At 73.5% G+C, this 23,119-nt stretch carries 20 protein-coding genes; 12 read left to right on the top strand and 8 right to left on the bottom strand.

The annotated features are described in order from the left end of the window. Positions 1-246: 246 nt before the first annotated feature. Positions 247-471, bottom strand: coding sequence for a hypothetical protein (locus AB0H53_RS11035; protein ID WP_362109883.1), 225 nt, complete (start codon positions 469-471; stop codon positions 247-249). A 1,273-nt stretch (positions 472-1,744) separates the two neighbouring features. Here AB0H53_RS11035 and AB0H53_RS11030 point away from each other — a divergent pair. Then, positions 1,745-2,329 carry a hypothetical protein gene (locus AB0H53_RS11030; RefSeq protein WP_362109881.1) on the top strand — a complete coding sequence of 195 codons (585 nt, stop codon included), beginning with the start codon at positions 1,745-1,747 and terminating at the stop codon, positions 2,327-2,329. Here the strand turns inward: AB0H53_RS11030 and AB0H53_RS11025 are convergent. Beyond that, positions 2,314-3,894, bottom strand: a complete 1,581-nt coding sequence (locus AB0H53_RS11025) for an alpha/beta hydrolase (protein ID WP_362109879.1) — start codon at positions 3,892-3,894, stop codon at positions 2,314-2,316. The genes AB0H53_RS11030 and AB0H53_RS11025 overlap by 16 nt on opposite strands. A 93-nt stretch (positions 3,895-3,987) precedes the next feature. Between AB0H53_RS11025 and AB0H53_RS11020 the strand changes: the two genes are divergently transcribed. Then, the gene (locus AB0H53_RS11020) at positions 3,988-4,935 is read left to right on the top strand and encodes a MerR family transcriptional regulator (protein ID WP_362109877.1); all 948 of its coding nucleotides are present in this window, start codon (positions 3,988-3,990) and stop codon (positions 4,933-4,935) included. A 394-nt stretch (positions 4,936-5,329) separates the two neighbouring features. Further along, positions 5,330-6,181 (top strand): pirin family protein, encoded by an 852-nt coding sequence (locus AB0H53_RS11015; RefSeq protein ID WP_362110185.1) that lies wholly within the window; start codon positions 5,330-5,332, stop codon positions 6,179-6,181. A gap of 117 nt (positions 6,182-6,298) precedes the next feature. Here AB0H53_RS11015 and nhaA read toward each other — a convergent pair whose 3' ends face one another. Together nhaA and AB0H53_RS11005 are read right to left on the bottom strand one after the other, a co-directional pair. Then, a complete protein-coding gene (gene nhaA, locus AB0H53_RS11010) occupies positions 6,299-7,597 on the bottom strand; it encodes a Na+/H+ antiporter NhaA (RefSeq protein WP_362109875.1) in 1,299 nt (432 codons plus the stop codon). Positions 7,598-7,854: 257 nt separating this feature from the next. Then, on the bottom strand, positions 7,855-9,399 hold the full coding sequence (locus tag AB0H53_RS11005; protein ID WP_362109873.1) for an alanine/glycine:cation symporter family protein: 1,545 nt from the start codon (positions 9,397-9,399) through the stop codon (positions 7,855-7,857). 1,088 nt (positions 9,400-10,487) lie between these two features. Here AB0H53_RS11005 and AB0H53_RS11000 point away from each other — a divergent pair. The 3 genes from AB0H53_RS11000 (at position 10,488) to AB0H53_RS10990 (ending at position 13,134) form a co-directional block, all read left to right on the top strand. Next, positions 10,488-10,994: a hypothetical protein gene (locus AB0H53_RS11000; protein ID WP_362109871.1), complete on the top strand. Its 507-nt coding sequence runs from the start codon at positions 10,488-10,490 to the stop codon at positions 10,992-10,994. Positions 10,995-11,082: 88 nt separating this feature from the next. Continuing rightward, positions 11,083-12,513 (top strand): SPFH domain-containing protein, encoded by a 1,431-nt coding sequence (locus tag AB0H53_RS10995; protein ID WP_362109869.1) that lies wholly within the window; start codon positions 11,083-11,085, stop codon positions 12,511-12,513. A gap of 354 nt (positions 12,514-12,867) precedes the next feature. After that, positions 12,868-13,134, top strand: a complete 267-nt coding sequence (locus tag AB0H53_RS10990) for a hypothetical protein (protein ID WP_362109867.1) — start codon at positions 12,868-12,870, stop codon at positions 13,132-13,134. Between the two features lie 277 nt (positions 13,135-13,411). On the opposite strand, the gene AB0H53_RS10985 is transcribed toward AB0H53_RS10990, so the two are convergent. Together AB0H53_RS10985 and AB0H53_RS10980 are read right to left on the bottom strand one after the other, a co-directional pair. After that, positions 13,412-14,731, bottom strand: coding sequence for a PP2C family protein-serine/threonine phosphatase (locus AB0H53_RS10985; protein WP_362109865.1), 1,320 nt, complete (start codon positions 14,729-14,731; stop codon positions 13,412-13,414). A 394-nt stretch (positions 14,732-15,125) separates the two neighbouring features. Next, positions 15,126-15,998, bottom strand: a complete 873-nt coding sequence (locus AB0H53_RS10980; protein ID WP_362109863.1) for an alpha/beta hydrolase — start codon at positions 15,996-15,998, stop codon at positions 15,126-15,128. Positions 15,999-16,178: 180 nt separating this feature from the next. Here AB0H53_RS10980 and AB0H53_RS10975 point away from each other — a divergent pair, with 180 nt between their 5' ends. From AB0H53_RS10975 to AB0H53_RS10965, 3 genes are all read left to right on the top strand, one after another. Beyond that, the gene (locus tag AB0H53_RS10975) at positions 16,179-16,700 is read left to right on the top strand and encodes a DUF6328 family protein (RefSeq protein WP_362109861.1); all 522 of its coding nucleotides are present in this window, start codon (positions 16,179-16,181) and stop codon (positions 16,698-16,700) included. Between the two features lie 184 nt (positions 16,701-16,884). Then, positions 16,885-17,226 carry a GNAT family N-acetyltransferase gene (locus AB0H53_RS10970; protein WP_362109859.1) on the top strand — a complete coding sequence of 114 codons (342 nt, stop codon included), beginning with the start codon at positions 16,885-16,887 and terminating at the stop codon, positions 17,224-17,226. 188 nt (positions 17,227-17,414) lie between these two features. Beyond that, complete coding sequence (locus tag AB0H53_RS10965; RefSeq protein ID WP_362109857.1) at positions 17,415-17,609, top strand: antitoxin; 195 nt, start codon at positions 17,415-17,417, stop codon at positions 17,607-17,609. Positions 17,610-17,735: 126 nt separating this feature from the next. Here AB0H53_RS10965 and AB0H53_RS10960 read toward each other — a convergent pair whose 3' ends face one another. Both AB0H53_RS10960 and AB0H53_RS10955 read right to left on the bottom strand, forming a co-directional pair. Beyond that, positions 17,736-18,341, bottom strand: coding sequence for a hypothetical protein (locus AB0H53_RS10960; protein ID WP_362109855.1), 606 nt, complete (start codon positions 18,339-18,341; stop codon positions 17,736-17,738). Between the two features lie 22 nt (positions 18,342-18,363). Beyond that, positions 18,364-18,921: a hypothetical protein gene (locus AB0H53_RS10955; RefSeq protein WP_362109853.1), complete on the bottom strand. Its 558-nt coding sequence runs from the start codon at positions 18,919-18,921 to the stop codon at positions 18,364-18,366. A gap of 237 nt (positions 18,922-19,158) precedes the next feature. Here AB0H53_RS10955 and AB0H53_RS10950 point away from each other — a divergent pair, with 237 nt between their 5' ends. From AB0H53_RS10950 to AB0H53_RS10940, 3 genes are all read left to right on the top strand, one after another. Continuing rightward, complete coding sequence (locus AB0H53_RS10950) at positions 19,159-19,707, top strand: DUF4396 domain-containing protein (protein WP_362109851.1); 549 nt, start codon at positions 19,159-19,161, stop codon at positions 19,705-19,707. A gap of 267 nt (positions 19,708-19,974) precedes the next feature. Next, entirely contained in the window at positions 19,975-22,047 is a 2,073-nt protein-coding gene (locus AB0H53_RS10945) for a SpoIIE family protein phosphatase (RefSeq protein ID WP_362109849.1), read from the top strand. A 137-nt stretch (positions 22,048-22,184) separates the two neighbouring features. Then, positions 22,185-23,024 carry a pectate lyase gene (locus tag AB0H53_RS10940; RefSeq protein ID WP_362109847.1) on the top strand — a complete coding sequence of 280 codons (840 nt, stop codon included), beginning with the start codon at positions 22,185-22,187 and terminating at the stop codon, positions 23,022-23,024. Positions 23,025-23,119: the final 95 nt, after the last annotated feature.

The raw sequence follows: 23,119 nt of genomic DNA, 5'->3' as shown, positions 1-23,119 counted from the left end.
CCGCGCGCATAAGCGCGCCGACCGGCCATGTTCGGTCGCCCGTTGACCGGAACCGGCGGGCACCGGCTCGCGGTGCGTCCGGCTACCGGCTACCGGCTACCGGCTACCGGCACCTGGGCGGGGCGTGCCACGGGGACTGCGGGACGCACCACTGGCGCGCGGACCGTCGTCGCCGGCCGCGCGCCACGCGGGTGCGCGACGGTGAGCGCCCGCGGCCCGCCCGGCACGACCGTTGGGCCGGACCGTTCAGTGGCGGCCGGCGACCGGCGGGCCGGCCGCGCCCTCCTCCACCGGCCGGGTGCCCGCCGCGCCGGTGTCCCTCCGGCCGGCCGCCGGCCCGCCGGTCTCAGCGGTCGTACCGTGGGCCACCGCGCCCGGGCCGGTGACCGCGTCGGTGTCGTCGGGGCCCGCGTGGGCGAGCATCAGCCCGCCCCCCATCGCCAGCACCGCCGCGACCCGCAGTACTCCCACGCGTGTCTCCCTGCCCGCCATGCCGCACGCTCCTCCCTGCTCGCTCGGGAGCCGTTCCCCCGGACGACCGCACACGTTGGCAGCGGTGGCCGGGAGCGCGCGGCCGAACGGCGCGGCGCTCCCACGTTCGAGGGACAGAGGGATTACCCGCGCCACCGGGCGCCCCGGGTGTCACCGGGCGTGCGGGCGTCCGGTCCCCTGTGCCGCGTCCGAGCGCCGCCGCGAGCGAACCGGCTGACGGCCCGTCAACTCGCGGCTTCAGCGGTACGTGTCCCGCATGGGGAACCAGGCCGGTGCCGGGCGGGGCCACGGGGACTCCGGGCCCGGGTGCCCTCCCGTGCGGCCGGGCGCGCCGGGCGGGATACCCGGGCCGACGGGACCGGGCCGTGGCGCAGCGGCCTGCGCAGCGGTGGAAGGACGACCGGGTGCCGGCCGGGCCCCCGCTCGCTCCCCGGCCTGTCCACCGGAGCCCGGGGCCGCCGAGGACGCACCGGCCGCACCGCACCGGCCGCACCGCGCCGCGCCGGCCGGCCCGGCACCCGCCCGGCCCCGCCGCCCGGCCCGGTGCGGGCGCGCGGGCGCAGGCCATCGGCCCGTTCGCCGTCCCGGGGGGCCCGGGCCACCGGTGGTGGGCGCCGCTGAGTCGTCCCGGATGCGGAGAAGCGCCTCCGCCGGCCGGCGGAGGCGGACGCTCCCGGCGGTGGACGTGTGCGGGCGGGCGGACGCCCGAGGCTGGAGCTCCCGCTGACGGAGGGAGCACCCGGATGGAACGCTGGGACCAGGTCGGCCGGTACGCCGGACACGCGGCGGCACTGGCGCTGTCGCCGTACCTGATCATCAAGGTGGTGTTGGTCATCGGCACTGCCCTGGGGATGGTGCCGGTGGGAGAGGGGTTCAGCCGGGGCGGCTGGCTGCTCTTCAACGCGGTGACCGTCGGCATGGCGGGGGTCGGTGTCGCCCTGGCGCTCGCGCTGGTACGGCCCTGGGGGAATCGGATTCCGGGCCCTCTGGTGGCGTTCTGTGCCTGGACCGGGTCGGGCTTCCTGGTGTCGATCCTCCCGTACGCCGTGCTCAGTACGCTGCTGGGTGCCGTGCGCGGCGACGCGGCCGGGGCCTCGGGGGACGACACCCCCGCCCTGCCCGGCTGGGAAGGCACCCTGATCCAGGTCAGCTTCGTCGGAACGGGGCTCGGCCTCGCCCTGGCGCTCCCCGCCCACCTGCGGCGGCGCTGGCCGGAAGTGTTCACCGGGCGAGCCGGTGAGGCGACGGCCGGGTGCCGTGGGCCGCTCCCGTCGCGGCCGTGGTCGGCCTGGTCTGGCTGTACTGGGCGGTCGGCGGCACCTGGGGAATCGCGCGTCCGGCCGAGCGGCACATCGAGGGGCACCTGCTCACCGGCCTGGGCGCGTGCTGGGCGCTGGCCGGCTCCGCCGCCGTCCGGGCGCTCGCCCGGGCACGTCCCACCCGGCTGCCCCGCCAGTGGCTGCTGGCGCTCGGCTGGCTCGGGTCGGGTTCTCTCTTCGCGTGGAGCGGCTGGAAGCTGCCACTCACGCTGTTCGTCGCGCTGACCCGCCCGAGCGACGCGACCCCGCCGGAGAACCTCGCGGTCGCCGCGGTGCTGCACCTCGCCGCCGTCGTGGCGGGCATCGGCATGCTGAGGTCGCTGGTCGGCCCGGTGCGTCCGGCGCGCGTCCCGGAGCCCCCGGAGCGGGCAGCGAGGCGTGGGCGCGGGGTGCCCGGTCCGGCGGCGCGTCGAGGCCCGGCACTTCGCTCCCCGACCGGGCCGGACCCCGCCGGCCCTGCGGCGGGATGCGGCCCGGAGGCAGGGGAGGGCGGCGGCCCGGCTCAGCCCGTCAGGTGAGCCAGGACCGAGCGCATCGCGCGGCGCACGGCCCCCCGGGACTCGTCGGTGAGGTCCAGGGTCTCGAAACCGTGGCGGCCGTGCGGCACATCGACCACCTCCACCGCCGCGCCGTGGTCCTCGGCCGCGGAAAGGAACTCCTGGACGGTGGCGGCGATCTCGGGCAGTTCGCGTCCCACCCTGATCAGGACGATGGGCAGGTCACCCGCGCCCGCCACCGCTCGTGCCGGGTGGAAACGGCTGTCGGCCAGACCCCAGTTGGGCAGCGGCGCCAGGATCGGGTAGTCGGCCGCCAGGCAGCGCAGCCACGCCGGGGGCGTCGCCAGCCAGTCCGCCGTGATCGGACCGCCGCCCGAGAAGAACCACAGCGCGACCCGGTCCGCGTCCACCCGGGGATCGGCCCGGACCCGGTCCACCGCGGCGGCCACGTCCGCCGCCGCGCGCTCGTAGTCGGCCACGTCGTGCAGCCGGTGGTCGAGGGTCACGCCCACCACTCCCTGCCCGGCCGCGTACCGGGCGTACCCCATCAGGGTCGGCCAGTCCCGCGGGGTCGGCCGGGCCCCGGCGGGCACGGGACCGCCGTGCACGAACACCACGGCCGGCCGCGGGCCCTCGGCGCCGGGCAGGTACAGGTCGATGTTCCCGGTCCGCTCGCGGGGCAGTTCGGGCACGTCCAGGAGGAACGGCCGCAGGTGCGCGGGCGGTTCGGCGGCGTCGGCCGGCCGCAGCCGGTGCCCCTCGCCGGACGCGGCCCGCAGCAGCACGTCCGCCAGCTCGGCGGGGCAGGACAGCATCGGCCAGTGCCCGGTGGGGAGTTCGAAGAAGGTCACCCCGGGGCCGGTCAGCCTCTGGAGAGCGGGGTCGCCGGCATCCACCAGTAGCTGGACCATGCCGATGCTCGTGCCGTTGCCGGTGCACAGCACCCCGGTCGTGGGAACGTCGGCCACCGCGCCGGTCAGCCGCAGTGGCTGGAGCAGCGTGCCGAGCGGCTGCGGCGCGGCGAGCGCGGTGAGCCGGTCCAGCGCCGCGCCGGGAACGCCGGCGGTGCTGCCCCAGCGCGGCCACTCGTCATGGGCCGGGGGCGGCAACTCCCCGGCCCGGGCCGCGCCGCCCGCCCCTGGCCATCCGCCCGGCCGGCCCGGCTCACCCGATCCGCCCGATCCGCCCGGCTCGGCGCGCGCGACCAGTCGCTCGCGCAGCGACCGGTCGGGGACCGCGGCCAGGGCCGGGACGCCGTCCTGCGGTATGCCGGCGTCCAGGTGGACGATCCGGGCGATGCGCTCCGCCCGCCGGTCGGCGGCGCCCAGCACCGGGTGGATGCCGTAGTCGTGACCGACCAGCACGATCTCCCGGCCGGCCGTCGTGCCCACCGAGTCGATCACCGCGAGCACGTCCGCGATGTGTGTCTCCAGGTCGATACCGCCTCCCGCCTCACCGGGGGGCCCGCCGAGTCCGGTCAGCGCCACCGCGTGCACGTCGGCCCCCGCCGCGGCCAGTCGGGCGGCCGTCTCCTCCCAGACATGCGCGCCGGTGAACACGCCGGGAACCAGGATGAATACGGTCATGGCCTCTCCTCAGTACGTCGTCGCCCGCGGCCCGGCCGGATCACCGGGCCGCGCTCGCCGGTACCGTAGGAACTCCCCCTGAGGGAGGTTCAAGTGTCCACGTCGCACGACGGTCTCTGCGGCATCGGCGAGCTCGCCGAGCGCGCCGGAGTCACCGTGAAGACCGTCCGGTTCTACTCCGACAACGGCCTGCTGCCGGAGGCGTCCCGCAGCGCCGGCGGGCACCGCCGGTACGGCCGGGACGCGCTCGACCGGCTGCGCCTGATCCGTTCCCTGCGCGCCCTCGACCTGCCGCTCCCCGCGGTGCGCCGCGTCCTGGACGCGGAGGACGGGGCGGGCGGCGTGCTGGAGGACGTCGTCGCCGGGCAGCTCCGTGAACTCGGCTCCCGGCTCACGGCCCTGCGCTGGCGGGAGGCGGCGCTGCGGCTGGTACAGGAGTGCCCGCCCGGGGAGCGTGCCGACCGGCTGCGCCTGGTCGGCGCGGTCACCGCACCGCCGAGCACGGCCCCGCTGGCGCGGTTCTGGCGCGGCTGGCTGCCGTCCCGGATGCCGGCCCGGGCGACCGCCGCCTTCCTGGAGGCGGCGGTCCCGCCGCCGCCCGACGACCCGGGCCCGGCCCAGGTCCTCGCCTTCGCGCGGCTGAACGACCTGGTGCTCCGCCCGTGCCCGGGCGACGAGCAGCCACAGCCCGAGGCGCACAGGGCCACGGGGGCGCGCGGCGCGGCCGTCCTGTACGCGGGCCTGGCCGAGGCGTACGAGCTGGCGGGCGCACAACTGCGCCAGGACCGGCCCCCGCACCCGGGTGAGGCGCTGGACGGCTTCGTGGCCGCGTACGCCAGCGCGTACGGCGCGCGGGACACCCCGGACTTCCGCCGCCTGCTGGCGAGGCAGCTCGCGGCCGACCCGCGGATCGACCGGTACTGGGAGCTGGTGGCCGAGGTGATCACCCCACCCGGTGGCCGGACGGAGCCCACCCCGGGTTCCGCGCACGACTGGCTGCTCGCGGCACTGGACGCCCAGACGGCCGCGGCGGCGGCCTGAACCCGCCGCCCGGCCGCCTGTCCTCCACGACGCCTGCGGGGAACCCACTCGCCCGTCCGGCCCGCGCCCGCCGCCCGGACCGGCTGCCGCACCGTCAGCCGGTGGCGCGCACCGTCAGCACGGCGCTCCGGCGCCCGGTGGGCCAGGCCGCAGGGCATGACCCGCCGCCGGCCTCGCGGCATGTCCGGGGCGGCGTATCATCGGCCACAGTTGTTGAAAATGAAATGACTGTGTGTGGAACGACTCCTGGAGGGGGGAGCGTGCGATGAGCGACGCCGAGAGGGAACCCGCCGAACCGCCCCACGGGACCGCCGGGGCCGCCGGGACCGCCGGACAGGCGCCGGCGGTCGACCTGCTCACCGCGCGGGACGTCCCGCTGGGCGGCCCGAGGGCGATGACGGTACGGCGCACGCTGCCGCAGCGGACCAGGACGCTGATCGGGGCCTGGTGCTTCGTCGACCACTACGGCCCCGACGATGTCGCCGGCACCGGTGGGATGGACGTCGCCCCCCATCCGCACACCGGTCTGCAGACCGTGAGCTGGCTGTTCAGCGGAGAGATCGAGCACCGCGACAGCCTCGGCACCCACGCCCTCGTCCGCCCCGGGGAGCTGAACCTCATGACGGGCGGCCACGGCATCAGCCACTCCGAGGTCTCCACCCCCGGCACGACCGTCCTGCACGGCGTCCAGCTCTGGCTGGCGCTCCCCGGCGAACACCGGCACACCGGCCCCGCCTTCCAGCACTACGCCCCGAGTCCGGTCCGGGTGGCCGGAGCCGACATCAGGGTGTTCCTCGGGTCCCTCGCCGGTGACACCTCTCCCGTGCGGACCCTCACCCCCCTCGTCGGCGCCGAACTCGTCCTCCCGCCCCGCTCGACCACCACACTGGAGGTCGACGCCGGGTTCGAGCACGGCCTGCTCGTCGACCAGGGGGAGGTCCGCATGGCCGGAACGCTGCTGCGCCCGACGGAGCTCGGCCACCTCGGGCCGGGCAGCGCCGTACTGACGCTGACGAACGAGACGGACACCGCCGCTCGAACGGTGCTGCTGGGCGGGCCGCCGTTCGAGGAACGAATCGTCATGTGGTGGAACTTCATCGGGCGGTCCCACGAGGAGATCCGCCAGGCCCGCGAGGACTGGATGAGCGGCGACCGCTTCGGCGAAGTGCGTGGCTACGACGGGAGCCGGCTGCCTGCCCCCGAACTCCCGCCGGTGGCGCTGAAGCCGCGCGGGCGGGCGGGCTGAGCGGCGCTGACACACGGGGCCGGCCATGGCCCGGTGGCCGCGCACCGCGGCCGGGGGCCGACGTCCCGCCGGCGAGCGGGATCCCGTCCTCCGCCGACGTGACGTCCGGGCGCTTCGTCAGCGCTCGCCCGCGTCTGCTCGCTGATAGATGTCCGGGATGCCGTCGTGGTCGTCGTCGCGGTTCTCCTCCTCGTACAGGCGCCGGTAGACGCCGTTGCGCCGTCTGATGAGGAGGGCGGCGAGAGCGGCGGCGATGAGGGAGCCGGTCAGGACAGCGGCCTTGACGTGCTCGACGGCGGCCGGGTCGGGGAAGGCGAGTTCGCCGATCAGCAGGGCGACGGTGAAGCCGATCCCGGCCAGTACCGCCATGGCGAGGACGTCCGCCCAGGCGAGTTCGGGATTGAGCTGGGCCCGGGTGAACCGGGCGGCGAGATAGGTGCCGACGAAGATGCCGAGGGTCTTGCCGATGACCAGTCCCACCACGACCCCGAGCGGTTCGGGCCGGGTGAAGACCTCCGCCAGGGCGGCGCCCGAGATGCCGACGCCGGCGGCGAAGAGTGCGAACAGGGGCACCACGACACCCGCGGAGACGGGGTGGAGCAGATGGGAGGTGCGCTCGGCGGGCGAGGCGGTCTCGCCCTTGTCGCGGGTCGTGCGCAGGATCAGGCCCATGGCGACGCCGGCGACGGTGGCGTGGACGCCGCCGTTGTACATCAGCGCCCAGGTGACGACGCCGAGCGGGACGTACCACCACCAGCCGCGGACGCGGCAGCGCTGGAGCACGTAGAAGACGATCAGGCCCGCGAAGGCCCCGCCGAGCGCCGCGAGATTCAGGTCGCTGGTGAAGAAGACGGCGATGATGAGGATCGCGCCCAGGTCGTCCACGACGGCGAGGGTGAGCAGGAAGGCTCGCAGCGCGGCGGGCAGGTGGGTGCTGAGCACGGCCAGAACGGCGAGCGCGAAGGCGATGTCGGTGGCCATGGGGACCGCCCAGCCCTCCAGGCTCCCGCCGCCGGCCGCGGCGGTGGCGGCGTACAGGGCGGCGGGCACGATCATGCCGCACACCGCGGCGATGACCGGAAGTGCCGCGGTGGCGGGGGTGCGCAGCTCTCCGACGACCAGTTCGCGTTTCAGCTCGATGCCGGCGACCAGGAAGAAGACGGCCAGGAGCCCGTCGGCTGTCCAGTGCTCCACCGAGAGGTCCAGACCGAGGGCCGGAATGCCGAAGTGGAAGTCGCGTATCTGTTCGTAGACCCCGCTCCAAGGGGTGTTCGCCCACACCAGTGCCACGACGGCGGCGACGAGGAGCACCAGCCCGCCGACGGTCTCCGTCCGGAGGGCCTGGACGACGGCGTTGCGCTCCGGCAGCGGGAGCAGGCCGAGGAAGGGGGAGCGTTCGCGGGGCGCGGCGGACATCGGGGAAACCTCCGGGGCGTCGACATGAGGGCATACGGCCCCAAGGACGCCGACCAGACTTCCCGGCACACCGCGCGCCGTTGCCCACGAAGGTGGGGCGTTGACGCGTTGTTCACACCCTAACCGCCTGCCGCGCGGCCCGCCAGACCCCATTTCACCTGCGGAAACGGGGTCTGGCGGGCATGGCGGCGGGCCCGTGCACACCCAGGCGCGAGGTGTGCGCGGGCCCTCCTCCGGGAGCCGGGCCGCGGGGGCGGTCAGACGGTGGTCCTCACCGGCTCCGGGTCTTCTTCGGCCTCACCGGACTCGTCGAGTTCGCCGGCCTTGCGGGCGCGGACGAACTCCAGGAAGGAGTTCAGTTCGCGCTTGACGACCGGGGCGAGGAGGTACAGGCCGATGATGTTGATGACGGCGAGCATGAAGAGCACCGCGTCGGCCATGTCGATCAGCGTCTGCAGCGTGAGCAGGGAACCCGCGACCGCGAACAGCGTGTAGCAGATCTTGAAGGTCAGCTCGCTGGCCTGGCTGCGGCCGAAGAGGTGCGTCCAGGCCTTCATGCAGTAGTAGCCCCAGGTCAGCACCGTGGAGATGGCGAACAGCATCACCGCGACGGTGAGGATGTACGGGAACCAGGGCAGGACGGTCGCGAAGGCGTCGGAGGTGATGGTGACGCCGCCGATGGAGTCGTCCTTGCGGGCCTGGGCCCAGCTGGCGGGGTTGGCGACGACGATGGTCAGCGCGGTCATCGTGCAGATGACGACGGTGTCGATGAACGGCTCCAGCAGCGCGACCAAGCCCTCGCTGGCGGGGTGCTTGGTCTTGACCGCGGAGTGCGCGATGGGGGCGGAGCCGAGACCGGCCTCGTTGGAGAACGCGGCCCGCTTGAAGCCGATGATCAGGGCGCCGAGCACACCACCGGCCACACCCTGCGGGTTGAAGGCACCCTCGACGATCGAGACCAGGGCGGCGGGCACGGCGGTGACGTTCACCAGGATGACGACCAGGCAGGCCGCGATGTAGATGCCGGCCATGGCGGGCACGAGCTTGCTGGTCACGTTGGCGATGGAGCGGATGCCGCCCAGCAGGACGATGCCGACCAGCGCGGCGATCAGGATGCCGAAGAAGAGCGCGCCGGCGGAGGAGCCCATCAGGCCGCCCTCGCCGCCGGTGACGGAGACGAGCTGGGCGTAGGACTGGTTGACCTGGAAGAGGTTGCCGCCGAAGAGGCCGAAGAACAGGACGAAGAAGGAGGCGAGGACCGCGAGGACCTTGCCGAGGGTCTTGCCGTTCTTGCCGAATCGGTCGGCCAGGCCCTTGGGCAGGTAGTGCATCGGGCCGCCGGAGACGGTGCCGTCGGCGTGCACCTCGCGGTACTTCACACCGAGCGTGACCTCGACGAACTTGGTGGCCATGCCGAGCAGGCCGCACAGGATCATCCAGAAGGTGGCGCCGGGGCCGCCGATGGAGACGGCGACCGCCACGCCGGCGATGTTGCCGAGACCGACCGTGCCGGAGACGGCGGCGGTCAACGCCTGGAAGTGGTTGACCTCGCCGGCCGACCCCTTCTCGTCGTACTTCCCGCGCACCACGTCGATGGCGAGACGGAACTTGCGGACCTGCACGAACCCGAACCAGCCGGTGAAGACCAGGCCGGCGATGACGAGCCAGGCGACGATGAGGGGCAGGTCCGTACCCCCGACGGGCACGGCGTAGAAGACGACTTCTCCGAGCCAGGTGGCTATGGGCTCGAAGAATCCGCTGACGGCTTCGTCGACGGACTGGGTGATGGAGTCGAGTGACACTGTGGCTACCTCGATGCGCAGGGCCGGGGCACGGGAGGGGTGCACCGGTTGGTGTGCGGTCTTTGAGCGAACGCCGTTGTCCGATCGGCGACCCTGGGTGCCGTATCCGCGGACTCGGAACGTGATCACCCTGGTCGTACTGCCGGTGCGTGCCGGCTGCTCCACAGTGTGGCGAGGGGTGGTGCCACCTGCGAAGTTGCGTAGTTCTACCACGACCTTTACGGATTCTTTAGTGACGCAGATCACATAACCATCAGTAATATTCGAAAGTCCCAGCGAACGAAATCGGACCGTTACGCGAAGTCGGGTATCCGCTGAGCGGACAAGCCGCCCGCGCCGCGGACGGCACACGGCAGCCGCGGCATCCGTCCCGGCGCCCCCGCTGACCCGGTGCCGGCGTCCGTACCGCCCGGCGGCCACGGGGCGCCGGACGGCCGAGCGGCGCGCGGACCGCCGTCGACGACCCCGGTCGTCCCGCACCGAGTGCGGACGGTACGGTGCCCTCGCCAAGGACCTGTCAAAAGCACGTAGTGAACGTGTAAGGTCGACAGCGGAGTGCCGGGAAGCCTGGTCGGCGACAGAGGACACATGTCTTCGCCGATCCGGGGGGTCCCATGGCACTCGTTGCTGTTTTCGGAGCCGCGCTGCTCAGCGCGGTGCTCCTGTCGGGCCTGGCGGCGCGGACGGCACTGGCCGCCGCGTCCCCCCTCCTCGCCGGTGGGGTGCTGCCGGCCGACGGCCGTGCGTGCCCCGTTCCCTCCGGGACTCCCGGCCGGCGGGAGAACCCGGTCGCGGCCCGGCCCGGGCGGGGTTTCGCCCCGGCGGTCCACCGGCCGCTCCTGCCGCCGGCCGGCTGCCCCCGGCGTGAGGCGGCGTTCGCCCCGACCGCCCCGGGTGTCCCCTGCTCGCCGCCGTCACACCGGCACCGACGTGCCCGTCACCCGCGTCCGGACGCCGACGACCTCGCCGCCGTCCCGTCACGAGCCGGCGGTGCCAGCCGCTCCTCCCGGCGAACCGTCGGCGGTCGGAGGGCCTGAGCCGTGCGAGCGGTGCCCCGCCCAATGTCCACCAACGGTGAAGGATGCCCCATGGGATGGTTTCTCGGTCTCGGTTTCGCAGGACTCGCGTTGCTGGTCCTGGCGCTGCTCTTCGACGGGTTGCTCGACGGAGTGTTCGACGGCTTCGGCGGCGGGCTGGACGGCCTGCTGTCCCTGCCCGTGATCGCGGGGTTCGTGTCGATGCTCGGCTTCGGCGGGGCGCTCACGCTCGGCGCCACCGGGCTCGGAGCCGCCACCGCGACCGGCGCCGGCGCCCTCGCCGGTACCGGGGCGGCCTGGCTGACCTGGCGGTTCAGCGGTGCCCTCATGCGCGCCCGGACCGATCGGGCACCACGCGGTGACGACCTCATGGGCACCGCCGGCTCGGTCGTCACCGCGATCCCCGCGACCGGCTACGGCGAAGTGCTGCTCCACCTCGGCGGACAGCCGGTCAAGTACGCCGCGAAGAGCGCCACACCCGTCGCCCGCGGTACCGAGGTCTGGGTCGACGCGGTGCTGTCCTCCACCTCCGTTTCGGTCAGGCCCGTCACACGGTGACCCCGGCCGCGCACCCCTCTCCACACCCGTCACACCCGTCCAAGCCGCACCCCTCCATGCCCACGCATACCAACGAAGGAATATCTGTATGAGCCCTGTACTCACCGCTGTGGTGGGCATCGTCGTTCTGATGGTGCTGCTCGCCCTCGTCGTCATCACCCGCTACAAGGTCGCCGGTCCCAGCGAGGCGTTCATCATCACCGGCCGTCGCGGCAAGAAGTCCACCGATCCGGAGACGGGCAGGGTCTTCACCGACAACAGTGGCCAGAAGGTCGTCGTCGGTGGTGGCGTCTTCGTCGTCCCCTTCGTCCAGCAGAAGTTCACCCTCGACCTGTCCTCCCGGCACATCCCCGTCGCCGTGCGCGGCGCGGTGACCCTGCGCGGGGTGAAGGCGAACCTGGAGGGCGTCGCGATCGTCAAGGTCGGCGGCACCGAGGACTCCATCCGCGCCGCCGCCCAGCGGTTCCTGATGCAGCAGGACGGCATCGTCGGCTTCACCCAGGAGGTGCTGTCGGGCGCGCTGCGGTCCATCGTCGGCCGGATGTCCGTGGAGGACATCATCCGTGACCGGGCCGCCTTCGCCGGCCAGGTGGCCGAGGAGGCCGAGGCCAGCCTGTCCGGGCAGGGCCTGGTGCTGGACGCCTTCCAGATCCAGGACATCACCACCGAGGGCTCCTACCTGGAGGACCTGGGCCGCCCCGAGGCCGCCCGTGCGAAGCAGGAGGCCGACATCGCCGAGGCCGTCGCCCGCCGGGCGTCGGAGCAGGCACGGCTGAAGGCGGAGGAGGAGATCGCGATCGCCCAGCGGACGTTCGCGCTCAAGCAGGCCGAGATCAAGGCCGAGACCGACGAGGCCGCCGCGAAGGCCGCGGCCGCCGGGCCGCTCGCCGAGGCCGACCGCCAGCAGGAGATCCTCAGCCAGCAGGAGAAGGTCGCCGAACGGCAGGCCGCGCTGACCGACCGTGAGCTGGACACCAAGGTCCGCAAGCCCGCCGACGCCGCCCGTTACCAGGCCGAACAGGAGGCCGAGGCCCGCCGTATCGCTCAGGTCAAGGAGGCCGAGGCCGAGGCCCAGCGCGCCCGGCTGACGGGTGAGGGTGAGAAGGCCCACCGGGCGGCGCTCGCCGACGCCGTGCGCATCGAGGGCGAGGCGGAGGCTGCCGCCATCGCCGCGAAGGGCGGAGCCGAGGCCGAGGCCATGCGGAAGAAGGCCGACGCCTTCGCCCAGTACGGCGACGCCGCGGTACTCCAGATGCTGGTCGAGATCCTGCCCCAGGTCGTCGGCAAGGCCGCGGAGCCGCTGAGCGCGATCGACAAGCTGACCGTCATCTCCACCGACGGCGCCGGCCAGCTGCCGCGCACGGTCGCCAACAATGTGACGCAGGGCATCGAACTGCTCAACGCCGCCACCGGGGTCGACCTGACGTCGATGCTGCGAGGCATCACCGGGAAGGGCGCGGAAGCGGCGGCGCCCGCCGGCCGGGCCTCGGACGACGGCAGGATCGACATCACCGGCTGAGGACGGCCGCCGGCGGGGGAGGGCGGTACGAGAAACGGGGCCGGGGCGCGGCACCCGCCGGCGCGCCGCCGGTGGGTGCCGGTGCCACTCCGTCCCTCCTCGCACCACCGCGACCGGACGGGAGTGCTCACGGCCGGGGCCCGCCGGACAGGCGCGCCCGGGCGCGTGAGTGCCGGCCGGGACCCCCGGCCACGAGCACCGGCCCGGCGCCTCCCGCGCTGGGCCCCGCCGCCGAGGGGTACCCGGGAATCCACCGGGTCCAAGGCCGGCCCCGGCGGCCGGGGCCGGCGAGTGGAGACCGCCACCGGCCATCGGCCGGTCCGGCGGGCTCGGGGCTGACCGAGGAGGAGGACCGTGCACCTCTCCGACGAGGAACTGCTGGACTTCGACACCGGTGCCCTCGACGACTGGGACGAGGCCCGGGCGCGAGCCGCACTCGGCGGCGAGGACGGCGCTCTGTACCGCAACCATCTGCACATCGCCCTGCACCTGGACCGCTGGGCGGAGGCCGAAGGCCGGCGCACCGACACCGACGCGCGATACCGGGCCGGCTACACCCAGGCACTCGCGGACATGGCCGCCTTCCTCCGGCAGACGTACTACCTCCCCGGGGGCGACTGAGCGCGCTGCCGGCGCCCGGCGCCCGCCCGAGGCGCCGAGCGGACCACGCGGACGGACGCACCACGCGGACGGGCGGGGGCCGGGCGCGGCGGCCCGGGACGGGCCGACCCGGGACGCTCGCGGTCACGACGGGTGCCGCCGGCCGTGCGGCGCGCGGGCAAGCGGCCCGGCGGCGGCTCACCGCCCCAGCGCGCCGGCCGGAGTCCGCCGGAACGCCCGTACGCCACCGCGGACGCGAGGACCGGGCCCCCGCTCGGGGGCTCGGGGACGCCTTTCCTCACGGCGGGGAGTGCTGGGGCGTCTGCGGGCCGGGAATGCCGACGAGGCCCGCTGCCTGGGCCGTCGGTTCGGCGCGGGGGCCGAGCCACTCGCACAGCAGGATGGTGGCGTCGTCCTGGAGGCGTCCGTCGTGGTGGTCCAGGACGGCGCGGGTCAGGCGGCGCAGGGTCTCCGGGACGGGCAGGCCGTCCGCGTGCTGGCGCAGGATGAAGTCGGTGAAGCGTTCCAGGCCGAACTCGGTGCCGCCGCTCGTGCGGGCCTCGGTGATGCCGTCGGTGTAGAGCACGATCCGGTCCCCGGGCGCCAGCTGTTCGCGGCACACGGTGACTTTCAGTCCCAGGCCGGTGCCCATGGGGTGGGCGGGGCGGCAGGAGAGGTGGGTGGGGCCGCCGTCGCCGCGGATCAGGATCGGCGGGTGGTGGCCGCGGTTGACCCAGGACAGCACACCGGTGGAAGCGTCCAGGTCCGCCTGGATGCCGGTGACGTAGCGGCCGTGGCCGTACTGCTCGACGAGGGCTGCCTCGATCCGCTCGGTGATCTCCACCAGGCCGGCCCCCTGCCGGCGGGAGTTGCGGCAGGTGGCCATGGCCAGGTTGGCGCTCAGCCCGGCCGCCGTGTCGTGGCCCATCGCGTCGAAGATCGCCAAGTGCACCACGTCACCGGCGGTGGAGTAGTCGAAGGCGTCCCCGCTGACCTGGTAGGCGGGTTCCATCGACGCCGAGATCACCACCCGCCCGTCGGCGTACGAGCGCGGTGGCATCAGGTGCCACTGCATCTCGGCCGCGATGTTCATCGGCGCGCTGCGCGTCAGGCGGGCGAAGGAGTCACTGCTGGTCTGCTTGCTGTGGACGATGAGCGCCACCAGGGAGGCCAGGTGGCTCATGTCCTCCTCGGCCCGCGCGTCCTCCAGGGCCGTGGTGACGCGCAGTACGCCCAGGCGCTCGGCGCCGTGCAGCAGCGGCACCCACCACTGCCTGCCCTCCGCCCCCGCCGGACGTCCCGGCCCCGGCTCCGCCGGCGCGCCGGGCAGGATCCGCCCCAACTGGTACGCCCGCCCGGCCAGCGACGTCTCCATCGCCAGCTCGCCGTCCTCGCCGTCCGCTCCGCCGCCCGCGTCGGGCCCGAGCCCGGTGAGCAACCGCAGCACCCTGCGCTGCAGGTCCCCCAGGTAGATCCGCACCTCGGAGAAGCCCGCCGCCCGCGCGTGCTCGGCCGTCTTGCCCGGCAGCAGCTCCAGTGGCATCAGATGGCTGGCGGCCAGCAGCCCGCCCAGCATCCGCCGCCCACCGGCGTCCCGCTCCGCATCGCTCACGCTCATCACAGCACCCTTCCGCCTCGGCCCCCATCGGCACGTTGGCGCGTACAGGCGTCTTGTGCCCCGCTGGCCGGTCCTCGCGCACCCGTACTTGGGCCGGCGCGGATCCCCGGTGTGCTGATCGGACCGCAGAGCCGGTCGGGGCACGGCCGAGGCGCACCGCTCCCCACCGTGCCGGGGCACCCGCGGGTGAGCCGGGTCGCGCGAGAACAATGGGGCACACCGGTCGGACGGCGGCCGGCCCGCCGCGCGACGAGGTCGTCGTGCGCTTCCCCGTCCGGTGCCGCGAGCGACCGTACGTGGTTTCGCGTGGTTGCGGCGTCCGCTGCCCCCGGCCGTTCCTCCTCCGCCGGTCCGCCCGGTCACCGGAGGTGTTCCGCTCCCGGAGCCAGTGGCGTCAGCGCTCGCCGGTGTGGTCCAGGATCGCGGTGGCGAGCGGTATGTGCACCTGCCGGGGGAGGGCGTGCCCCATGCCGGGGATGTCGACGACGCGTGCGCCCCGGATCGCCTGGGCGAGGTGGTGGGCGTGCGGCGGTGGGTGGACCGGTTCGGCGGGGGCGTTGACGACGAGGGTGGGCACCTCGGTCCGGGCGAGCCGCTCGGTGCGGTCCATGCCGGAGGCGTCGGCGCGGGCGTGCGCCGTGCTGGTGGCGTAGTGCCCGGTGTGCTCGACGATCCGCCGTTCCCGGGCGCGGGCGTCCTCGGCGTCGAAGGGCAGCCGATCGCCGCCCAGGATCCGCCAGTGCCCGACCCTCCGTTCCAGCTCCGCGTCCAGGCCGCGGTCCGTCACGGGGCGGGACCACATCTCCAGCAGGCGCGGGTCGATGCCGGGGAGTTCCCCGGCCGGGACCGGGGTCCCGTCGGGCCGGACGTACGGGACCGTACTGAGTGCGACGGTACCGATCAGAGTGGCGCTGAGCACCCGGTCGGGGCGGTCGGCGACGAGGAGTTGCGCCAGCATGCCACCGAGCGACATGCCCACCAGATGGGCGCGTGTGACACCGAGGCCGTCCAGCACCGCGAGGGCGTCTTCCGCGAGTCGGGTGAGGGGGTAGGGCCGTTCGTCGAACGCCCAGGTGGACCGGCCGGTGTCGCGGTGGTCGTAGCGGATGACGCGGTGACGGGTGGCGAGCATGTCCACGAGTTCGTCCGGCCAGCCGAGGCCGGGTGCCTGCGCGCCCATGATGAGCAGCAGCGGGGGCGCGTCGGTGGCACCACGGTCCTCCACCCAGAGGCGTACACCGGGCGCGGCGTCGACGAAGCGTTCCATGATGTCTCTCCTGTGGGGATCGAGGGAGCTATCAAGACGAGACGTATCGTATCGCTAGGGGGTCGCTGGCCGCCAGGGTGACCGGCCGGGTCGGTCCTGGGGGTGCGCGAGCCCCGGCCTCCCGCCCCGCGGGGTGTGATGATGGAGGCAGGTGGGGGCCGGTCGGCGGAGGGAAGTGCCGTGGCTGAAGACGCCGAACGATCCGGTCGCCCGGGTGCCGGGTCCGCCTCCAGGCAGGGGCGTGACGAGAGCGCCGAGGAGCGCGCGGACCGGATGTGGGTGGAACTCCTGCAGGAGCTGCGTGTGGCGCAGACCGGTGTGCAGATCCTCTTCGGTGCCCTGCTCATCGCCGTCTTCCAGCCGGTGTTCACCGACCTCGGCGGCACCGACCGGGCGATCTACGTCGCCGCTGTCGCACTCGGTGCCGCCACGGTCGGCACGCTGATCGGGCCGGTGGCGCTGCACCGCATGGTCGCCGGCCGCCACATCAAGCCGCAGACCGTCGTCCTGGCCTCCCGTATGGCCAAGATCGGCGTCATCATGCTCGCCGCCACCCTCGCCCTGACCCTGCTCCTCCTGCTCAGGGTGGCCCTGGACGACACCCTCGCCCTGTGGCTGACCACGGCCGTCACCGCCTGGCTCGTCTCCCTGTGGTTGTTGCTGCCCATCTGGGCCAGGCGCCACTACACCTCTCGCCCATGAGGTCCGGCTGCGGAGGTCGACCGACGTCGGCGGCGCGATCATGATCGAACAGCCGGACGGGCGAACGCGCCCGGAAGGCCGGCGGCCAGGACGGCGTCGTCCTGCCCTGCCAGCCCTCCCGGCGGGCACCCCCGCCCCGCGCCCGCACCGCGCCCGCGCCGACGCCGCAACCGAGAGGCCCACCATGACGCAGCCCGCTGCCGCTGTGACGGTCCGACGAGTCGACGCCGGGCACCGCTACGAGATCCTGGTCGACGGCGTGACCGCGGGCTTCGCCGCCTACCGCGACCAGGAGGACCGGCGTGTCTTCCACCACACCGAGATCGGCGGGGAGTTCGCCGGACGCGGCCTGGCATCCGTGCTCGTCCAGCAGGCGTTGAGCGACGTCTGGGACTCCGGGAAGCGCCTCGTGCCGGTCTGCCCGTACGTGGCGAAGTGCCTGCGCAAGCACGACGGGTTCGCCGACATCACCGACCCGGCGACCCCCGACGTTCTGCGGTGGCTGGACACCGCCCTGGCGCGCTGATCCACCGGTACCGCGGCTCGCCGCCCCGTCGCGGCAGGCGGCCCGCCGTCCGGACGCGGGCCGGGTACCGGCGACAGCGATCCGGTCCGGTCCGGTCCGGTCCGAGCCGGTCGGGTCCGATTCGGGACGGGAGCGCGGGGTACCAGCGCCGGAGTACGACGCACCCCGCACCATCGCAGGAGGTTCTCATGGGCAAGCTGGGCGACATGGCGAACAAGGCCAAGGAGATGGCGAAGGGCCACCCGGACCAGGCGGACAAGGGTGTCGAGAGCGCCGAACGCCTGGTCGACGAGCGGACCGGGGACAAGTACGACACCCAGACCGACAAGGCCGCCGACGCCGCCCGTCGCTCCTACGGAGGCGGTGGCACGGTCGGCCGGTGACACCGCACCCCGGACCGGGCCCCCGGCGCACCGCGCCGGGGGCCCGGTCCGCGCCGGGACCCGAGTGGTTCGTGGCGGGCGGGCGCCCGGCTGCCGGCCCGGCGTCCTCGCCTCCCCGCCGCCGGGTCAGGTGGTGAGCAGGCGGTTGAAGAACGACCGGTACTGGCGCAGCGCCATGCGCAGGTCCTCGGTGTTCGCCTCCTCGCCCTGGTTCCACTGTCCTTCCAGTTCCCTCTTGTGATCCGCGAACGTCGAGGCCAGTCGCTGCATGACATCGGCGACGAGGGCGTCGGCGCTGTGCACGGCCTCGCGCGGATCGTCGACGAACTGGTTCTGGATGTCCTGCCAGCGGGTGCGGAAGCTCTCCGCGTCCTCCGTCCTGAGAAGCTGCGGGGCCTCGCCCTCCCCGGGGCCGGTGTCCTGAGAAGCGGCCGCCCCGGAGGCCGGGGTCCCGGGGGTGGTCTCTCCGCTGTCGGAAGCTCCGGGGGCGGTGTCCTCGGACGTGGTGTCCGCCGGGCTCGTCCCGTCCTCTGGGGTCCGTTCCGGGGTCAGGAACCCGGTGGTGTCCTCCTCCGGGTCCGTGGTGTTTCCGGCTCCCGTGGCCTCACCGGGAAACGCCGGGGGTTCGGACCGTTCCCCGAACCCTTCGCTCGTGCCCGGGTCGCGCGGCTGGGCGAGGTCCTCGGTGGAAAGACCGCTCTCGGTCGGTTCTGGTGTGTGCTCGCTCTGCATCGCTCCTCCGTACGCCTTGAGGTCAGGCCGGGGTGTGACGGGCCTGGCCCCCATCGGAGAGCAACTCGTCGAACAGCGCCCGGTAGTGCACCATGGCACCGCGCAACTGCTCGGTGGTTGCCTCGTGTTCCGTGCTCAGCCGGTTGACCTCGTGTGCGGCCCGGTAGTGCTCCAGCGTGCGGCCGTGCTCGACGGACAGGTCCTTGAGCCGCTGGCTCAGCCCCTCGGTCGGATAGCCGCGTTCCCGCATGAGGGAGGTCACCAGGAGGTCCGCGTCCTGTACGGCGTCCTCCGGGCGGTCCACGAACTCTCCCTGCACACTTGCCCAGTCCCGGCTGTAGCGGTCCCGCGCGTCGCTGGACAGCGGCTTGATGTCCAGCGAGTCATGGCGCTTCTCGCGTGCGCTGAGCTCGCGCTCGGCCGCGAGTCTCCCTCCGGTGTCCTCCACCGTCCGTTCGTACTCGGGGCCGAAACGCTCACGCAGGCGCCGGCGGCGCTGGAGGAGAGTGACTGCCACGGCGACGAGAGCGAGTACCACCACAACGGGGATGATGATCGCCAGGAGGGTCCCTGTTTCCATCGAACCGATCCCCTCGCTAATGCCCGATATGTCATTTTTTAGGGTAGCTCTCCTGTCGCTCCGGGAGAATGGCGCTTCTCCGCGTCCCGCCCCCCTCTCCTCGTGTCCCGACCTCGTCGGCGATTGTCGTCACCTCTCGGACGCACCGTCTTGGCGGCATACCCCCAGGGGGTATATTGTTCCTGTTGTGGGACCCCTCGACGGGGGCACACTGAGACCGAATGGGGATGACTCGTCATGGACCACAGCACTCACCACACCGGCGCGGATCACGAACAGACCGCGCGCGAGATGATCCACGGCCCCCACGAGCACGCCGCGCACACCGGACACGGGAACCACGCCCGGGGCGGAGCGTCCTGGGGGACCGCGGCGAAGGCGACCCTGCACTGCCTCACCGGGTGCGCCATCGGCGAGATCCTGGGCATGGTCATCGGCACCGCCCTGCTCTGGGGCAACGTGCAGACCATGGTCCTCGCGATCACGCTGGCCTTCGTCTTCGGTTACTCCTTCACCCTCTTCGCGGTCAGGCGCGCCGGCCTGACCCTCAAGGCGGCGATCAAGGTCGCGCTCACGGCCGACACCGTCTCCATCGCGGTGATGGAACTGGTCGACAACGGCATCATCGCCCTGACACCGGGCGCGATGGACGCCCACCTGTCGGACGGGCTGTTCTGGTCGGCGCTCCTGGGCGGCTTCGCCGTCGCCTTCCTGATCACCACCCCGGTCAACAAGTGGATGATCGGCCGCGGCAAGGGGCACGCCGTCGTCCACGCCTACCACTGACCCGGCCCGCGCCGATCGGCGGGGCGGCCCCGCTCCGGTGCGGTGGCTGCCCGGCCACGTCCGCGTCCGGTCCGGCGGATCAAGGGGCGGGGCGGCCAGGTCACCGCGCGGGCCGGCGCGACCGTCCGAGCGGCGTTCACCGGCCGGAGGGGTGACCATGGAACGTGTGGAGGCAGCGCGGTCGTACGGCGTACGGCCCGACGGCGGCGGGCACCGGCCGGGGCGAGCCGCACCGGGCGGCACCGGCCGGGGGAGGACGGCCGCCGGATGAGTGACCAACTGCCGATCGAGGAACTGATCAGCGGAGCCGCCCAGAGCGCCGGGGGATGGCTGGGGGCCCTGCCGGTGGCACAGGTGGCGACCGGCGCGGACGGGACGATCGTGCGCTGGAACCACGTGGCGCAGGAACTGCTCGGTTACGAACCACCGCAAGTGGTGGGCAGGCACATCGCCGACCTCCTCCACCCGGGAGCGGACCGGAGTCTGGGCCGGTCCTTGTGGGAGACCGCCGCCACGGGCCGCGGGGTGATGGGCACGGTGACCGCCTGGCACCACGACGGGCACCCGCTGGAACTGGAGATCTGGGCGTGTCCGGTGTCCGGCCGGCGGCAGGACGCCTCCGCGGTGCTGGTCTTCGCGGCCGACGCCCACGCGGCGCGCCGGATCCGTGGGGCGTCGGCGGTGTGGGACGGGCTGTTCGTCCGCTCGCCGGTCGGTATCGCCATCCTCGACACACAACTGCGGTTCCTCCAGGTCAACCCGGCGCTGGAGGCGATGAACGGACTGTCCGAGGCCGCCCATGTGGGCCGGCGCCTGGCCGAACTGCTGCCCGAGGTGAACGCGGGCGAGATGGAGGAGGCCATGCGGCAGGTCCTGGCGACCGGCGAGCCGGTCCTGGACCGGCGCCGCACCGGCCGTACGCCCGCCGACCCCGACCACGACCGGGTGTGGTCGTGCTCCTACGTGCGCGTGGAGGATCCGGGCGGCCGGGCGATCGGTGTGATCGCCTCGCTGGTCGACATCACCGAGCAGCAGCGGGCCCACACGGAGGCGGAGGCCGGGCGGCGCAGGCTGGCGCTGCTCAGCGAGGCCAGTGTCCGTATCGGCGCCAGCCTGGAACTGGAGCGCACGGCCCAGGAACTGGCCGATCTGGCCGTCCCCCACCTGGCCGACGCCGTCACCGTGGACGTCCTGGACACCCTGGCCCGCGGCGAGGAGACCGGTGTGGGGCTGGCCGGGGGCGTCGCGCTGCGGCGCCTGGGCAAGGCCCCGCTGACCGGGTCCGCCGTGGCACACGTCCTGGCCCCGCTCGGCAGGACCCTCTCCTTTCCCGCCGCCGCCCCCTACACCCAGGCACTGGCCGCCCGGCAGCCCTTCCTGGTGGCCCGCATGGACGAAGCGGCCATCGCTCCCGCCGCCCGTCATTCCACGAAGCCCGCACAACTGCTCGCCATGGGCGTGCATTCGTTCATGATGGTCCCGCTCGTGGCACGGGACGTGGTGCTCGGTGTCGCGTCCTTCTACCGGGCCCGCCCCGCCGCGCCCTTCGGCGCGGACGACGTCACCCTGGCCGGCGAGCTCGCCGCCCGCGCGGCCGTGAGCATCGACAACGCGCGCCTGTACCTCCGGGAGCACGAGACCGCGGTCGTGCTCCAGCGCAGCATGCTGCCGCAGCACATCACCCCGCCGCCCGGGATCGAGGTCGCCCACCGGTACCTGCCCGCCAGCGACGTCAACGAGGTGGGCGGCGACTGGTACGACGTCATCGCTCTCGGCGGAGGCAAGGCCGCGCTCGCCATCGGCGACGTGATGGGCCACGGCATCGCCGCGGCGGCGGTGATGGGCCGGCTCTCGGCGAGCGTCAGGGCGCTCGCCCGGCTCGACCTCGCCCCCGACGACCTGCTGCACCAGTTGGAGGCGGCTCTCGACGAACTCATCGAGCCGATGCTGGCCACCTTCCTCTACATCGTCGTCGACCCGGCGACCGGTCACTGCCACGCCACCCGCGCGGGCCACCCGCCTCCGGTGGCCGTGGCCCCCGACGGCACCGCCCGGCTCCTCGACACACCCCCCGGAGCGCCGCTGGGAGTGGGTTCGATCCCCTTCACCACCACCGAGTTCACCCTCGCTCCCGGCAGCGTCCTCGTCCTGTTCACCGACGGCCTCGTCGAAGCCCGCGGCTGTGACATCGACGACCGTCTCGCCGAACTGACCCATCTCCTCTCCCAGCCGTTCCCGTCCCTGAGCGGGCTGTGCGACAGCCTGCTCACCCACCTGGTTCCCGCCTCCGCGGACGACGACATCGCCCTCCTCGCCACCCGTCTCGGCCCCATCGGCTGAGCTTTCCCTCCCGGCCGGGCACCCGGTGGGGAACGCCCGCGGGAAGCACCGCCGAAAAAGCTCATCCCACCGGCAACCTTTCGCCGGGCGGCTGCCACTGAACGGCGTAGGACGCCACAACGAAAGGACCGCGTGAGTTGAGTACGCAACAGGAACGGCGCGCCAGGCACCGCCGCAAGCTGACCGGCCGGCGGGCGCTGATCGGCGGTGTCGCGGGGTTCGCCGTGACCGCCGCCGCGGTCGTCGGCAGCGGGATGCTGGCCCCGGCGGGCGCCGCCACGGCCTGGCCGTCGGCCAAGCAGGACAAGCAGGACAAGCCCGTGACCAGCACCATCGAGGTCTCGGGGACGTACGACGGCAAGCTGCAGCGGTTCTACGGCAGCGGCGCGCTCGGCGGGGACGGCCAGAACGAGGGCCAGGACCCGATGTTCAAGCTCAAGGACGGCGCCGTCCTGAAGAACGTCATCCTGGGCTCACCGGCCGCCGACGGTGTGCACTGTGCGGGCAGCTGCACACTGCAGAACGTCTGGTGGGAGGACGTCGGCGAGGACGCCGCCACGTTCAAGGGAACCTCGGCCTCGGCCACCTACACGGTGACGGGCGGCGGTGCCAGGAAGGCGTCGGACAAGGTCTTCCAGTTCAACGGCGCCGGCACGCTGACCGTGACCGGCTTCCAGGTCTCGGACTTCGGCAAGCTGGTCCGCACCTGCGGCAACTGCGGCAAGCAGTACAAGCGCACCGTCGTCATCAGCGACGTGGACATCACCGCACCCGGCAAGTCGGTCGTGGGCATCAACCAGAACTACGGGGACACGGCCACCCTCAGCAAGGTGCGCGTGCACGGTGACGCCAAGCGGAAGCTGAAGATCTGCACCCGCTTCCAGGGCAACAACACCGGCAAGGAGCCCAAGGAGCTCGGCAGCGGCCCGGACGGAACGTACTGCCGGTACAAGGCGTCCGACGTCACCTACGACTGACCTCACCCGAGGGCGGGGGCCGGCCGCGTGTTCACGGTCCGGGCGGCAGGCGCAGGGCGAGGAGGGCCACGTCGTCGGTGCTGTCGTGGGCGAGG

Source organism: Streptomyces sp. NPDC050856 (assembly GCF_040653855.1).
Lineage (GTDB): Bacteria > Actinomycetota > Actinomycetes > Streptomycetales > Streptomycetaceae > Streptomyces.
Note: the sequence above shows the minus strand (reverse complement) of the source record. Positions and strands in the feature narration are given on the sequence as shown.

Bases quoted from the DNA above. Each gene is read 5' to 3' on its own strand.
- AB0H53_RS10980 (WP_362109863.1), bottom strand. From the start codon at position 15,998: ATGGAACGCTTCGTCGACGCCGCGCCCGGTGTACGCCTCTGGGTGGAG.
- AB0H53_RS11025 (WP_362109879.1), bottom strand. From the start codon at position 3,894: ATGACCGTATTCATCCTGGTTCCCGGCGTGTTCACCGGCGCGCATGTC.
- AB0H53_RS10950 (WP_362109851.1), top strand. From the start codon at position 19,159: ATGGACCACAGCACTCACCACACCGGCGCGGATCACGAACAGACCGCG.
- AB0H53_RS10955 (WP_362109853.1), bottom strand. From the start codon at position 18,921: ATGGAAACAGGGACCCTCCTGGCGATCATCATCCCCGTTGTGGTGGTA.
- AB0H53_RS11000 (WP_362109871.1), top strand. From the start codon at position 10,488: ATGGGATGGTTTCTCGGTCTCGGTTTCGCAGGACTCGCGTTGCTGGTC.
- nhaA (WP_362109875.1), bottom strand. From the start codon at position 7,597: ATGTCCGCCGCGCCCCGCGAACGCTCCCCCTTCCTCGGCCTGCTCCCG.
- AB0H53_RS10970 (WP_362109859.1), top strand. From the start codon at position 16,885: ATGACGCAGCCCGCTGCCGCTGTGACGGTCCGACGAGTCGACGCCGGG.
- AB0H53_RS11015 (WP_362110185.1), top strand. From the start codon at position 5,330: ATGACGGTACGGCGCACGCTGCCGCAGCGGACCAGGACGCTGATCGGG.
- AB0H53_RS10985 (WP_362109865.1), bottom strand. From the start codon at position 14,731: ATGAGCGTGAGCGATGCGGAGCGGGACGCCGGTGGGCGGCGGATGCTG.
- AB0H53_RS10995 (WP_362109869.1), top strand. From the start codon at position 11,083: ATGAGCCCTGTACTCACCGCTGTGGTGGGCATCGTCGTTCTGATGGTG.
- AB0H53_RS10960 (WP_362109855.1), bottom strand. From the start codon at position 18,341: ATGCAGAGCGAGCACACACCAGAACCGACCGAGAGCGGTCTTTCCACC.
- AB0H53_RS10965 (WP_362109857.1), top strand. From the start codon at position 17,415: ATGGGCAAGCTGGGCGACATGGCGAACAAGGCCAAGGAGATGGCGAAG.
- AB0H53_RS10945 (WP_362109849.1), top strand. From the start codon at position 19,975: ATGAGTGACCAACTGCCGATCGAGGAACTGATCAGCGGAGCCGCCCAG.